This is a genomic window from Pseudarthrobacter sp. C4D7 (assembly GCF_013359725.1).
Taxonomy (GTDB): Bacteria; Actinomycetota; Actinomycetes; order Actinomycetales; family Micrococcaceae; genus Arthrobacter.
In genome coordinates this window covers 1-12,449 of sequence record NZ_JABFMW010000024.1, presented here as the reverse complement: position 1 = coordinate 12,449, position 12,449 = coordinate 1, and the positions used below count along the sequence as shown (strand labels likewise).

Here is a 12,449-nt window from a genome sequence, read left to right as displayed (position 1 = left end):
TCCCCTTTCGCGGGGGCGGCCCCTACTGCCGGGTGGGCACGCCGCGCTTGGTGCTGGCGCGTTGTTTGGTGGTTTCCGGGATCCTTACCCCGGCAGCCTTCAGCCGCCGGGCCGTCTCCTCGGGCGAGACGTACTCGCCCACCGTGGGCGCGCTGCCCATGGGCACCACGGAGTGCACGATGGTGTGTTCATACACGTGCACCAGGTTGAAGGCCTGGCCGCCGTCCTGCCCGCGGGTTCCGCCCACGGGCACGTTCAGGTCCTGGGTGTAGCAGGAGGCGGATGCCACCGAGACGGGAACACCGGCGAAACTCGCTGTGGTGGAGTAGTGCAGGTGGCCGCCCAGGATGGTGCGGACATCCGAATTGCGCACCACTGCTGCCAGTGACGCCTGGTCTCGCAGTTCCACCAGCACCGAAAGGTCCAGCACCGAGGGGACGGGCGGGTGGTGCAGGGCAAGGATGGTGCCGTCCGGCGCAGGCGTTTCCAGCTGCCGGGCCAGCCACTCCAGCTGCGCCGGGCTGAGCTCGCCGTGGTGGAACCCCGGGACCGTCGTGTCCAGGGTGATGACCCGCAGCCCGTTGATGAAGTAGCTGTGATCCACGGGCTCGGTGCTGCCGGGCTGGTCGAGGAGGCCTTTGCGGAAGTTGGCCCGGTCGTCGTGGTTTCCCATGGCCCAAATGACCTGGGCTCCCATTTCCTTGCAGGCCGGCTCCACGATGGCCCGGAGCTTCACATACGCGTCTGCATCGCCTTTGTCCGCGAGATCGCCCGTGAAGATGACGGCTTCCGGCCTGGCCCCTGACGCTTTGACTTCGTCGAAAAGCTGGATGAGCCTGGCTTCGCTGTCAACGGTTCCGTAGAGGGGTTCTGGACCTCCCAACAGGTGGGGGTCACTCAGGTGGAGTAGGAAGTGGCGTGGCCGGGGGTGTTCGGCCTCGATGTTCTCCATTGCTACCTCTATGGTCGGTGGGAAGCCGTTCTTCCCTTGTACCCTTCAGTAATATTTATCCAATCAGACATTTGGCAAACTTGGGGTGAATCTCCGTTGCTGATGTGGAAAAAGTTGTAAGAACTGCGCTTTTGCAGGGCAAATTCGGCCGGTCGCCACTTATCCGAGCGCTTGCTCGATCGCAGCGATGACGTCCGGTGAGTCCGGCTCAACCGTAGGGGCAAACCGGGCCACCACATCCCCTTCGCGGTTGACCAGGAACTTCTCGAAATTCCACTTCACCAGGCCCGGCAGCAGGCCGGTTTTGAACTTGGTGAGCTCGGAATAGAGCAGGTGCTGGTTCCTGCCACGGACGTCTGCCTTGGCAGTGAGGGTGAACGAGACACCGAAATTCCGTTCACAGAACTCGGCAATGTCACTGTCGGTTCCCGGCTCCTGCCCTGCGAACTGGTTGCACGGCACGCCCAGGATCTCGAAGCCCCGCTCGCGGAACTGGCCGTAGAGGGCCTCCAGCCCCGCGTACTGCCGGGTGAAGCCACAGTTGGAGGCCACGTTGACCACCAACACCACCTTTCCTTTGAACTGGCCGAAGTTCGTCCTCGTGCCATCGTTCAGGATCAGCGGGATCGGGTAGAGGGACCGCTGGCTGCGTGTCAGGGAAGAGTTGCTCATGCCGGTTATTCGGTGCCGGCGGCCCGATGTACGGGTCTGGAAGAAAATTCCCTTAGGCCGGGGGCAGCGTGGATGCTGTTTCGGTCGGAGTAGGGGTGGGTGTCAGCGTTGGGTCTGGCTCCGACGGCGGCACGGTCGGTACAGGCTCAGGGGCAAGGGTGGTCGGTGCTGGTGCCGGCTCCACGGGAACAGGTTCCGGAGCGGGCGCCGGAGCCGGTTCGCTGGGGGCCGGCTCGACTGTCGTGGGTGCCGGAGCCGGTTCGCTGGGTGCCGGTTCGATCGTCGTGGGTGCCGGAGCCGGTTCGCTGGGTGCCGGCTCGACCGTCGTAGGTGCCGGAGCCGGTTCGCTGGGCGCCGGCTCGACCGTCGTGGGTGCCGGAGCCGGTTCGCTGGGTGCCGGTTCGCTGGGGGTCGGCTCAGTTATGGTCGGCAAAGGACTTGGCGACGGCGTAGACGTCGGGGTGGGAGAAGGCGAAGGACTCCCAGGTTCAGTAGCCGACGGCGACGGGCTGGCGGTAGTTGGGGAGGTAGGCGATGGACTTGCCGTGGCAGTCGATGGATCGCTGGCGACCGGCCCGGGCGAAGTTGGCACGGCACTTGCTGAAGGCTCAGCAGTTGGCGGCGCCGTCGTCGTCAGTTGCACGTTGGGAGGAGGAAGCACAATGCCCGTTGCCTGCGACGGCGACGGCGCTGGGCCAGGCAAGAAAATCGGCGGGAACGGCGAAACCTGGAGTCCGGCAGCAGGGAATCCGCCTCCGGAGTCGATCTGGAGCGGGATGGTCCAGCTGACCCTGCCGCCGGACACACCCGAGCCCGGAGCGTAGGAAACCATGCCGGCCGGAAGGGTTTGATCCAGGGCGCGCAGCTGCAGGAATCTCCATCTCAGCGGGTTGGTGTAGCGGCCATCCAGGATCGACTCGAAATGCAGGTGGCAGCCCGTGGACCACCCGGTGGTGCCCACGCGCGCGATGACCTGGCCCACCCGCACCTGGTCGCCGGTGTTGACGCCAATGGATTCCAGGTGGTTGTACGTGGTGATGAGCCCGTCACCATGGTCGATTTCAATCCGGTTTCCGCCGCCCCAGGGGTGCCAGCCAGCTGCCCGCACAACACCGGAATCCGCCGCATAGACAGGGGTTCCGCAGGGCGCAGCGTAGTCCTGGCCAAGGTGGAAGTCTCCCGCGGACCCGCTGATCGGGCTGACCCGGAAACCAAACGGCGAACTGGGGTCCAGGAGCTGCAGGGGCGCCATCAGGAAACCGGCCACGGGCCTGCCCGCACCCGCGGGGCCCACCGTCATGGCCGCCGCCTGGTCGGCTCCCCCAAAGGACGTGCGCGGAAAGGCCAGCGCGGCCTGCGGACTGGAGAAAATGGCCGTCGGCAAGGCTGCGGCGCCCAATTGGTCCGTACCGGTCGCGGCCGGCCCGCCAACCGCCTGCCCGCCGTCGGGAGACGCGGACGTTCCGGCAGGGGAAACGCTGCCGGAAGTGGTCCCGGTGCCGGCGGACAATCGTGCCAGCTGCGGTGCCGCTCCGGGACCGGCTGAGAGGTTGACGGCGCAAACTGAGGCCGCCAGCACCCCAGCCGCGGCGACTGCGCGGGCAACGGGCGGAAAGGTACGGTGGTCCGGCTTACGGTTGCCGGGCACAAGATTCTGGCCCAATTGACTTACTCCACGACGTGGCCTGCCGCACGGTGTCTCGACGGTATGTCCCATGGGACCACAGGACCGCAGGCGTTGAAACCCCATCGCCGGACTATGCGGGTTTTTTGTGGGTCGTTAGGGGGTGGGGATCCGCGTTTCGCGGCTGGATCCACCTGCCTTGCGGAAATGGGCAACAATGGCTCATGCGCAATGTCCTTCGTACCTGGCGGGACGAGATCAAAAAGACCTTCTCGGGCAGGGCCGACGCCCCACCGGACTGGACCGTCAGGCTCGCCGACGGCGACGACGCCGGCTACCACCTGCCCGGTTCCGCGGTGTGGGCCGTGCATGGGTCCATGACGCCCATTGTGGGTGGCATCCGGACGCTGCTCATGCAGTCCCTTCACCCCGGCGCACTGGCAGGGGTGCACGAGCACTCCAACTTCCGGGACGATCCCTTGCGCCGGCTGGCCAACACCATCCGCTGGATCTTCACCGTGACCTACGGCTCCACCGCAGCAGCGGAGGAGGCAACACGGCGCGTCCGCCGCCTGCATGAGCCGGTCCAGGGCAATTACCTGAACAACGACGGCGAAGTGCGCACCTACAGTGCCAACGACCCGGCGCTGGCCAACTGGATCCATCTCGCGTTCACGGACGGTTTCCTCGCAGCCCATAAGTTGTGGGGCGGCGACGTCCCCGGCGGCGCGGATGCCTACGTCCGGGAGTGGGCTCAGGCCGGTCGGCTGATGGGGGTGGAAGACCCGCCGCTGACGGAGGCGCAGCTGCGCAGCCAGCTGGACCGCTGGTACACGCAGGGCGGGCTGCGGGCGGACGCCCGGGTCAGGGAAACCGTGGAGTTCATTCGCGATGCGCCGCTGCACCCGCTGCTGAGGCCTGGTTACCGGATCCTGTTTGCCGCCGCGGTTTACAGCCTGGAACCCCGGTACCGGGAGATGCTGGGGCTCTCCGTGCCACGGCTGGGCCGGTTTCCCCTGCCGGTGCGGCTCACCACAAAGGTGGTGCTCGGCGTCGTGCATTTAGCCCTGGGCGGTCCACGGAGGCAGATGGGTCCGAGCGAAACGGCGGCAAGGCAGCGGTTGAAGCGGCTTGGTGAACCCGTCGCGGACGTCGCCTGACCAGCAGTGAAGGGAACGTGACGGCGGCGAAAAAGCAAAAACCCGGCCCCGCGGTATGCGGGGCCGGGTTCTTGACCGGCGGAGAATGGGGGATTTGAACCCCCGAGGGCGTTAACCCAACACGCGTTCCAGGCGTGCGCCATAGGCCGCTAGGCGAATTCTCCATCTGCTTCTGAATCAAAAGCAGGTACTAGATTACCTGAAGTTTTCCGCATCGCCCAATTGGGCCATCCGGTGACCGTATTTCGCCTGGTGGATCGGTGAGGGGACGCAGGCGTCCGGGACCCTTTTAACTTGAAAATGGACGCCCCCAATGCGCCCATTCCCTGTTCACCGTTGAGCTGCCGGGTCCACCCGTGAAGCCAGGCCACGCAGCTCACAACCTTGAGATTGCCCCAATCGGTGTACATAACCATGATCCCGGGTGTGGCAGAGATAAGCAATGGAAAACCGCATACCCGCCCCAGCCAAGGCGGCTGGGACACGAATGCCCGTCCGGTCGCGCCGCCGCTGACCGATTCGAGTCGGGCCGGATGATCGGGTAAAGTATCTGACGGCCCCTCATGTGGCGTCATCCTGTTGAACTCCCCCAGGACCGGAAGGTAGCAAGGGTAGACGGGCTCTGGCGGGTGCATGGGGGGTCTTTACTATTCCCCCACAGGGCGGCATGATGTCAGCCCGGATTGGTAGGGTTTTCTCTGTGACAGTTACTACCGCCCTGTACCGCAGATACCGTCCAGACTCGTTCGCGGACGTTATCGGGCAGGAGCATGTCACCGAGCCGCTGATGACGGCTTTGCGTAAAAACCGCGTCAACCACGCCTACCTTTTCTCCGGCCCCAGGGGCTGTGGCAAAACCACATCAGCCCGCATCCTGGCCCGTTGCCTGAACTGTGCTGAAGGCCCCACGGACACCCCTTGCGGCGTGTGCCCAAGCTGTGTCGAACTGGCCCGCGGCGGCTCAGGTTCCCTCGATGTGATCGAAATCGACGCCGCCAGCCATGGCGGCGTCGACGATGCCCGGGACCTCCGCGAGCGCGCCACCTACGCCCCGGTGCGGGACCGCTACAAGATTTTCATCATCGACGAAGCCCACATGGTTACGTCCGCAGGGTTCAATGCCCTGCTCAAGATCGTGGAAGAGCCGCCGGAACACATCAAGTTCATCTTCGCCACCACGGAGCCGGACAAGGTCATTGGAACCATCCGTTCCCGGACCCACCACTACCCGTTCCGGCTGGTGCCCCCGGAGCCCCTTATGGCTTACCTGGAGCTCCTCTGCCGTCAGGAGAACGTCCCGGTGGCCCCCGGAGTCCTGTCGCTGGTCATCCGTGCCGGCGGCGGCTCCGTCCGCGACTCCCTCTCCGTCCTGGACCAGCTCATGGCAGGCGCCGGGCCCAACGGACTGGACTACGAGCTCGCCGTGGCCCTGCTCGGCTACACGCATGCCTCGCTGCTGGACGACGTCGTGGAGGCCGTGGCTGCCTCCGACGCCGCCACCGTCTTCCGCGCCGTGGACCGTGTCATCCAAACCGGCCATGATCCCCGCAGGTTCGTGGAGGACCTGCTGGAGCGTTTCCGCGACCTCATCATCGTGCAGGCGATGCCGGAGAGCGCCCACATCATCCTGCGCGGAATGCCGGCAGACCAGATCGCCCGCCTGCAGAACCAGGCACACAACCTCGGTGCAGCAGAGCTTTCCCGCGCTGCCGATGTCACCAACACGGCCCTCACCGAAATGACCGGCGCCACATCCCCGCGGCTGCACCTTGAACTGCTCTGCGCGCGCATCCTGCTGCCAAGCTCCGAACAGAACGAGCGCGGCATGGCAGCCCGGATCGACCGGGTGGAACGGCGCCTGAATTATGCAGGGAACGACGTCGGCGCTCCGGCACTGCCCGGTCCTGCACAGAACGCTCCGGCCCAGGGCGCCTCAACAGAGGCACCGTCGATCCCGGCAGCACCCTCGCAGGCCGGATCGGCTGTTCCCGCTGGTTCGGCACCCGGTGGTTCCGGCCCCGCTGTTTCCGGACCCGGGGACGGGCGGGTTTCTGCCCCCTCCGACGGCACCCGCAGCCCCCTCACGCCACCGCGTGTCAGCACCAGCGACTGGCCTGTCGACGAACCGGGCCGGCCTCGGACACCGGAGGGCCCGCAAGGCTCCGCCGGCGCGGAAACCGTCACCGCCCAGCGGGGCCCTTCCGCGCCGCAGACCCCCGCAGCGCAGATGCCCCCAGCTCAGACGTCCCCAACGCAGATGCCCCCAACGCAGACGGCAGAAGCCACTCCCAGGCCACAGGAGCACGGTGCCGCAGCCCCGCACGCGCACCCAGATCGGCAGGTTAGCGGCCAGGATGCGGCAGCTCGCCACCAGGACAGGCCACAGGGCCAGGGCGCAGCGGCCGGAAACCCAGGGCAGGCAGGCCAAGCGCCGGGCCAACCGGAGCAGCGAATCCACGCGCCGGGAAACCAGGCCCCCGAAGGCAACGGTCCCGGCCCCCAGGCGCCGCACCAGCCGGTACCAGGACCGCGGGGCCCCGCGGCCCAGGGCCCTGCGGCACACCACGGCGCACCTGGCGCTTCTGCCCCAGCCACTCCCCCGGCCATGGGCGACGTGGAGGTCCTCCGCAGGGCCTGGCCAGATGTCCTGCAGGCACTTTCCAAGATCAAGCGCAGCACCTGGGCCCTTGTGGAACCCAATGCGCAGGTTCAGGCATTCGACGGCTCTGTCCTCACCCTGTCCTTTAGCACCTCCGGGCTGGCCGGCGCCTTCGGCAGGGCAGACCATTCGGACAACCTGCGCCAGGCAATCAACAAAACCGTGGGCATTGACTGCCAGATCCAGGCGGTTGCCGGCAGCGGCACCCAGGCAGGTGCCGGCGGAGCCAGCCAAACGAGCTCTGAGCCAAACCCAAAAGTTCCCGCCAGCCCGGTGGTTCCGGCCACCTCAGCTGACGTTGCGTGGGGGCTTGCCCCTGCCCCCACCCCTACCCTCGCCCAAGCGGACCCACAGGTGCAGATCCCCGCAGCCGCGGCAGCCCCAGGGACGCCGAAGGATGCGGGCTCCACAGGCTCGGTGGTATCCGCTGGCTCGCAAGCACCCGAGAAACCGGCTCCTGCCGCGGTTCCTGCCGCTGTCGTGAATCGGCGTGCACCGTCTCCGGCACCTTCATCGGCCGCCGAACGCCCCGCAGCCGGCACCGCACGCACAGTCGACGCCCAGCCCGCGTACCCTTCCGCGGGAGGTGACTACTCCTACTCGGATGACGACTGGGGTCCGCCGCGCGATGAGGACGCTCCCCCGCTGGACGAAGAGCCCCCCATGGACTGGGAGCCCTCGGCTCGTTCCGGCAGCCGGACAGCACCAGCATCCCCTTCCGCGGGCAGCCGCCAACCAGGTGGCAGCAGCAACCCTGGTGACACTGCACGCCCGGAAAGGACTGCCCCCGGCGGCCCGGACTCCGCTGTCCCTGCCGCGTCCACGGCCCAACCGGCTGATGCCGCGCACGATCCGTGGACCCGGGCAGTGGAACAGGCACCAGGCATCTGGGTCCTGGGGGACAAGAGCAACGTGGGCGCCCGGCCAGCGCCGGATTCCGGCAAGGAGAACATCGGCGCGTCTGCCGACGTCCCCCATTACGCCCCCGCGACAGCGCAGGTACCGCCGTCCATCCCGGCAACTCCACCGTCGCCCGGTGGCGGTGCCGCAGGCCCGGACTGGGGCCCCGCCGCGGCTTCCAGCCCCGGGCAGGTGGCCTCCGATTCGGGAACTGACCAGGCATCCCCCGGGCACGCCCTGGTACGGGAATTTGCCATGGCTGCCACCGCCCCCGGCGCCTCCGCACACGGTGCTGTCGCCCAAGCGGCGGCGGCACAGGCGTCGGTGTCGCCCGCTCCGGGGGCACACGCTTCTGCACCGGCCCCCACGGCCCAGGCCCCGACGCAGACCGCCGGTATGCATGCGTCCGTTACGCAGGCGCCGGCTGCACCTGCCCGGCCCCAGCCCGGAAGTGCTGCGCCGGCCGCTGCGCAGGCTCCCGGACGGACGGAAACGCGGCAAAGCCTTTACCAGCGGTTGTCCAACAGCCCCGAGGCCGAGGCTGGACGCGCCAAGGCGCCGGCCAGGGCTGCCGCCGCCCCGAGCGCCTATGTGCAGGACATACCAAGCGCCGATGACGAAACCATCGAGGAATCCGGCGTGTTCGGCCGGGCAGCCGTTGAACGCATCTTGGGCGGGAAACTGATCGAGGAGCGGTCCCTGGACGGCAGCCCCGTTCCGCCACGCTACTGAGGGCCGGGAACTGCCGCCGGGGCAGTGCACACTGACTGATCCATCCGCTATCCACACCAAGCTAAAGAGGGAAACGTGTACGAAGGTGCTGTCCAGGAGCTGATCGATGAGCTTGGACGCCTTCCGGGCGTGGGGCCAAAGTCCGCACAGCGGTTGGCGTTCCACATCCTTGAGGCCGATCCCCAGGACATGAAGCGGCTGGTTGAAGCCATCACCACCGTCAAGGAACGGGTGAAGTTCTGTACTGTCTGCGGCAACGTCACGGAGCAGGAGCTGTGCAACATCTGCCGCGACCCGCGCCGCGACCCCGCCGTCATCTGCGTTGTCGAGGAGTCAAAGGACGTGTTGGCTGTGGAGCGCACCCGTTCGTTCCGCGGCCGGTACCACGTGCTGGGAGGGGCCATCAACCCCATCGCCGGCGTGGGACCGGAACAGCTGAGGATCCGCGAGCTGCTTACCCGGCTCAACGACGGCGAGATCCAGGAAGTCATCATCGCCACCGACCCCAACCTGGAGGGTGAGGCAACGGCCACCTACCTGGCCCGGATGCTGAAGACGATCGGCATCGCCGTCACCCGGCTGGCCTCGGGCCTCCCGGTGGGCGGCGACCTGGAGTATGCCGATGAAGTCACATTGGGCCGTGCTTTCGAGGGCCGCCGGAACGCCCTGAGCTAAGGCACCCGGTGGCCTCCCGCCGTCGTGCGCCACTCCCGGCTCAAACCGCGGCCGCCTCGCCCGGCGTTGGGTCCGCGGGCAGTGCCGCTGCAGGCGGCACCGCGTTTCATGGCCGGTATGTGGTCACAATTCAACGTCCCTCCGGGCGCGGCGATAAACTGTCCCAAGGATTGCCGCGCCGTCCAGCGTCAGGCTGCCTGGCCTCCAGAACTCCAATTGATCCGATGAAGGTACGCGCATGAGTACGCCCACCACCGAAGTGCACAACGCAACACAGCCGCTGGCGGCACCCGCCTCCGGCGCGGTGACCAAACAGCTCATCGTGCAGAAGTTCGGCGGCTCCTCCGTTGCGGACGCTGACGGCATCAAGCGCGTTGCAAAGCGCGTCGTGGATGCACAGCAGGCCGGCAACGAGGTAGTGGTGGTGGTCTCTGCCATGGGCGACACCACGGACGAACTCCTGGACCTGGCGGCGCAGGTGACCGATTCGGCCCCCGCCCGTGAAATGGACATGCTCCTGTCCGCCGGTGAGCGTATTTCCATGGCGTTGCTGGCCATGGCCATCAACAAGCTCGGCGCCTCCGCCCAGTCCTTCACCGGTTCCCAGGCCGGCATGATTACCGACGGCATCCACGGCAAGGCCCGGATCATCGACGTCGACCCGCACCGCATCCGCACTGCCCTGGACAAGGGCAACATCGCCATCGTGGCAGGCTTCCAGGGCATGAGCCGGGCCACCAATGAAATCACCACGCTGGGCCGCGGCGGGTCCGACACCACGGCCGTGGCACTGGCGGCAGCGCTCGAAGCGGACGTCTGCGAGATCTACACCGACGTGGACGGCATTTTCACCGCGGATCCGCGCGTTGTCCCGTCAGCTCAGAAGATCGACACGATCTCCAGCGAGGAGATGCTGGAACTCGCGGCTTCCGGCGCCAAAATCCTCCACTTGCGCTGCGTGGAATACGCCCGCCGGTTCGGCGTCCCGCTCCACGTCCGGTCCTCATTCAGCCAGCACGAAGGTACCTGGGTCATCCCCAGCGCCGACGACAAGATCACCACACAAGAGGGAGTTGCCTTGGAGCAGCCAATCATCTCCGGCGTTGCGCATGACCGTTCCGAAGCGAAAGTCACCGTGGTCGGCGTCCCCGACATCCCCGGCAAGGCCGCCGCGATCTTCCAGGTGATCGCCGACGCGCACTCGAACATCGACATGATCGTCCAGAACGTCTCCACCCACGGCACGGGCAAGACCGACATCTCCTTCACCCTGCCCATCGTCGAGGGTGCCGATGCCCTGGCCGCCCTCCACGCCGCGCAGGACCAGATCGGCTTCGAGGCCATCGAATACAACGAGCAGATCGGCAAGTTGTCGCTGATCGGCGCCGGTATGCGGTCGCACCCCGGAGTTTCGGCCACGTTCTTCAAGGCCCTGTCCGACGCCGGGATCAACATCAACATGATCTCCACCTCGGAAATCCGTATCTCGGTGGTCACGCACGCTGACCTGTTGGACGAGGCTGTGCGCGTCATCCACAACGCGTTCGGGCTCGACACCGAAAGCGAAGCCACGGTTTACGGCGGCACCGGCCGCTAGGCGCAAACGAAAAGCCGGGCTGCCCTCTCCTCAAAAGGAGGCCGCTAGGCGCAAACGAAAAGCCGGGCTGCCCTCTCCTCAAAAGGAGAAGGCGGCCCGGCTTTTCCGTCTCTGGAAGCACCCAGGGAAAGTCAGGCTTCGCGTTCCAGGTCTTCGCGGCGTACCGCGTAGTGGTGGCCGGTCGAGTCGGTCTCCACTACGAAGTGCGACAGGTCCTCTTCGGAGGCCTGCTCGAATTCGTCGTGTTTGTGCACCACGGGCGCGTCGGCGTCCAGCCGGGTGGCAGGACCAAACAAGAAGCGGAGCCTCTCAGTCAGGCCCATGAAGCTGTTGAGGACATGTGCCACTGTTTCCACCCCCTTCCTGTCCCTAGGGCGAAAGTGATGCCGGCCCCGGCGGGGGCCAGTGCCCCAATTTTATGCCTGTGACGCGAAAAAGGCTCCGGGCCAAAGGCGGGAGAATCGCTAACGCAGGGAGCGGTCTTCCGGGTTCCGCGGCACCACGTACGTGCTGCCGTCCGGCCTGGTGATGGTTTCCCACTGCTGGGTTTCGGCCTGGCGCTGGGCCAGCAGGCGGCGGTTCTCCTCCGTCATGTCGTGGGCCAGCGCGGAGCGGTTGGCGGGACCGAAAACGGCCCGCAACTTTCCGGTGGCGCGCATGAAGCGCTGGGAGGCGTTGCCCTTGTCCGCGGACTTGTCCCTGCCCATGGGGTTCCTTCCACTCACTGTTCAACCTGCCATAAATGTACACTAATGATTAGTGCACTAACAATTGGAGGACCAATGACCGCCACAGCGGCGACAAACCCGCAGGACACGGCTGCAGCAGCAGTTGACGAAGACCTGCTGCTGGAACATCAGCTCTGCTTTGCGCTGACGGTGGCTGCGCGCAGTGTTGTGGGCGCCTACAAGCCCGTCCTTGAGAAGCTCAACCTCACCCATCCGCAGTACCTGGTGATGCTTTGCCTCTGGGAGGAGAGTCCCCGCACCGTGCGGAACATCAGCGAAGCCCTGGCCCAGGAGCCGGCCACCATTTCCCCGCTTTTGCGCCGGTTGGAAGCGGCGGACCTCATCACGCGCCGCCGGGCGGACGGAAACGAACGCGCACTCGCCGTCGAGCTGACACCCCGGGGTGCCGCCCTCCGGGAGCAGGCGCTCCAAGTGCCGGGGACCATGATGCAGCGGCTCGGGTTGACGCGGGACCAGGTCACCGAGCTGCACGCCTCCATGATGGGGTTGATCGCTGCTACCGCCCCGTGAGCGATTGCGGCCAAACAGCAACCTGCCGGCGTTAGCCGAGCGACTAGAATTTACTGGACGGAAGAGAGGTGGCCTGATGCGGAAATTTGGGATGCTCGCGGTGGTCATGGCAGTTGGCACCGGGCTGATCTCCGGCTGCAGCAGCACCCCTGACGGCACCTCCGCGCCAACAGCATCTTCCTCCGCCCCCGCATCAACCGCACCGGGAAGTTCCCCCAC

General features: G+C 66.5%; 10 protein-coding genes, 1 tRNA gene, 1 other RNA gene and 1 pseudogene. 7 read left to right on the top strand and 6 right to left on the bottom strand.

Annotated elements, in window-relative coordinates; genetic code table 11:
• Nucleotides 1-22 precede the first annotated feature (22 nt).
• Together HNO81_RS15300 and HNO81_RS15295 are read right to left on the bottom strand one after the other, a co-directional pair.
• Complete coding sequence (locus tag HNO81_RS15300) at nt 23-952, bottom strand: phosphodiesterase (RefSeq protein WP_175318966.1); 930 nt, start codon at nt 950-952, stop codon at nt 23-25.
• Nucleotides 953-1,111: 159 nt separating this feature from the next.
• Nucleotides 1,112-1,624, bottom strand: a complete 513-nt coding sequence (locus HNO81_RS15295) for a glutathione peroxidase (RefSeq protein ID WP_175318965.1) — start codon at nt 1,622-1,624, stop codon at nt 1,112-1,114.
• A 158-nt stretch (nt 1,625-1,782) separates the two neighbouring features.
• On the opposite strand from HNO81_RS15295, the gene HNO81_RS20485 reads away from it, so the two are divergent.
• Nucleotides 1,783-2,448, top strand: a complete 666-nt coding sequence (locus HNO81_RS20485) for a hypothetical protein (RefSeq protein ID WP_371818287.1) — start codon at nt 1,783-1,785, stop codon at nt 2,446-2,448.
• A gap of 74 nt (nt 2,449-2,522) precedes the next feature.
• Here HNO81_RS20485 and HNO81_RS20480 read toward each other — a convergent pair.
• Nucleotides 2,523-2,876: pseudogene (locus HNO81_RS20480) on the bottom strand (M23 family metallopeptidase); the annotation flags it as partial.
• 596 nt (nt 2,877-3,472) lie between these two features.
• Between HNO81_RS20480 and HNO81_RS15285 the strand changes: the two are divergent.
• On the top strand, nt 3,473-4,408 hold the full coding sequence (locus HNO81_RS15285; RefSeq protein ID WP_175318964.1) for an oxygenase MpaB family protein: 936 nt from the start codon (nt 3,473-3,475) through the stop codon (nt 4,406-4,408).
• 79 nt (nt 4,409-4,487) lie between these two features.
• Here the strand turns inward: HNO81_RS15285 and HNO81_RS15280 are convergent.
• Nucleotides 4,488-4,572: transfer RNA gene (locus tag HNO81_RS15280), tRNA-Ser, on the bottom strand.
• 388 nt (nt 4,573-4,960) lie between these two features.
• Here HNO81_RS15280 and ffs point away from each other — a divergent pair.
• The 4 genes from ffs (at nt 4,961) to HNO81_RS15260 (ending at nt 10,971) form a co-directional block, all read left to right on the top strand.
• Nucleotides 4,961-5,057: signal recognition particle sRNA small type (ffs, locus tag HNO81_RS15275), an RNA gene on the top strand.
• 51 nt (nt 5,058-5,108) lie between these two features.
• Nucleotides 5,109-8,699, top strand: a complete 3,591-nt coding sequence (locus tag HNO81_RS15270) for a DNA polymerase III subunit gamma and tau (protein WP_175318963.1) — start codon at nt 5,109-5,111, stop codon at nt 8,697-8,699.
• 75 nt (nt 8,700-8,774) lie between these two features.
• A complete protein-coding gene (gene recR / locus HNO81_RS15265) occupies nt 8,775-9,374 on the top strand; it encodes a recombination mediator RecR (protein ID WP_175318962.1) in 600 nt (199 codons plus the stop codon).
• Nucleotides 9,375-9,612: 238 nt separating this feature from the next.
• The gene (locus tag HNO81_RS15260; protein WP_175318961.1) at nt 9,613-10,971 is read left to right on the top strand and encodes an aspartate kinase; all 1,359 of its coding nucleotides are present in this window, start codon (nt 9,613-9,615) and stop codon (nt 10,969-10,971) included.
• Nucleotides 10,972-11,102: 131 nt separating this feature from the next.
• Here the strand turns inward: HNO81_RS15260 and HNO81_RS15255 are convergent, their stop codons facing one another.
• Entirely contained in the window at nt 11,103-11,318 is a 216-nt protein-coding gene (locus HNO81_RS15255) for a hypothetical protein (RefSeq protein ID WP_175319011.1), read from the bottom strand.
• Between the two features lie 117 nt (nt 11,319-11,435).
• Complete coding sequence (locus HNO81_RS15250) at nt 11,436-11,678, bottom strand: hypothetical protein (protein ID WP_175318960.1); 243 nt, start codon at nt 11,676-11,678, stop codon at nt 11,436-11,438.
• A 75-nt stretch (nt 11,679-11,753) separates the two neighbouring features.
• Between HNO81_RS15250 and HNO81_RS15245 the strand changes: the two genes are divergently transcribed.
• Nucleotides 11,754-12,230, top strand: coding sequence for a MarR family winged helix-turn-helix transcriptional regulator (locus HNO81_RS15245; RefSeq protein WP_175318959.1), 477 nt, complete (start codon nt 11,754-11,756; stop codon nt 12,228-12,230).
• Nucleotides 12,231-12,449 lie beyond the last annotated feature (219 nt).

What these genes read in the sequence shown, in the direction of transcription:
- HNO81_RS15300 (WP_175318966.1), bottom strand. Translation starts at nt 952, where the DNA reads ATGGAGAACATCGAGGCCGAACACCCCCGGCCACGCCACTTCCTACTC.
- HNO81_RS15295 (WP_175318965.1), bottom strand. Translation starts at nt 1,624, where the DNA reads ATGAGCAACTCTTCCCTGACACGCAGCCAGCGGTCCCTCTACCCGATC.
- HNO81_RS15285 (WP_175318964.1), top strand. Translation starts at nt 3,473, where the DNA reads ATGCGCAATGTCCTTCGTACCTGGCGGGACGAGATCAAAAAGACCTTC.
- HNO81_RS15260 (WP_175318961.1), top strand. Translation starts at nt 9,613, where the DNA reads ATGAGTACGCCCACCACCGAAGTGCACAACGCAACACAGCCGCTGGCG.
- HNO81_RS15250 (WP_175318960.1), bottom strand. Translation starts at nt 11,678, where the DNA reads ATGGGCAGGGACAAGTCCGCGGACAAGGGCAACGCCTCCCAGCGCTTC.
- HNO81_RS15245 (WP_175318959.1), top strand. Translation starts at nt 11,754, where the DNA reads ATGACCGCCACAGCGGCGACAAACCCGCAGGACACGGCTGCAGCAGCA.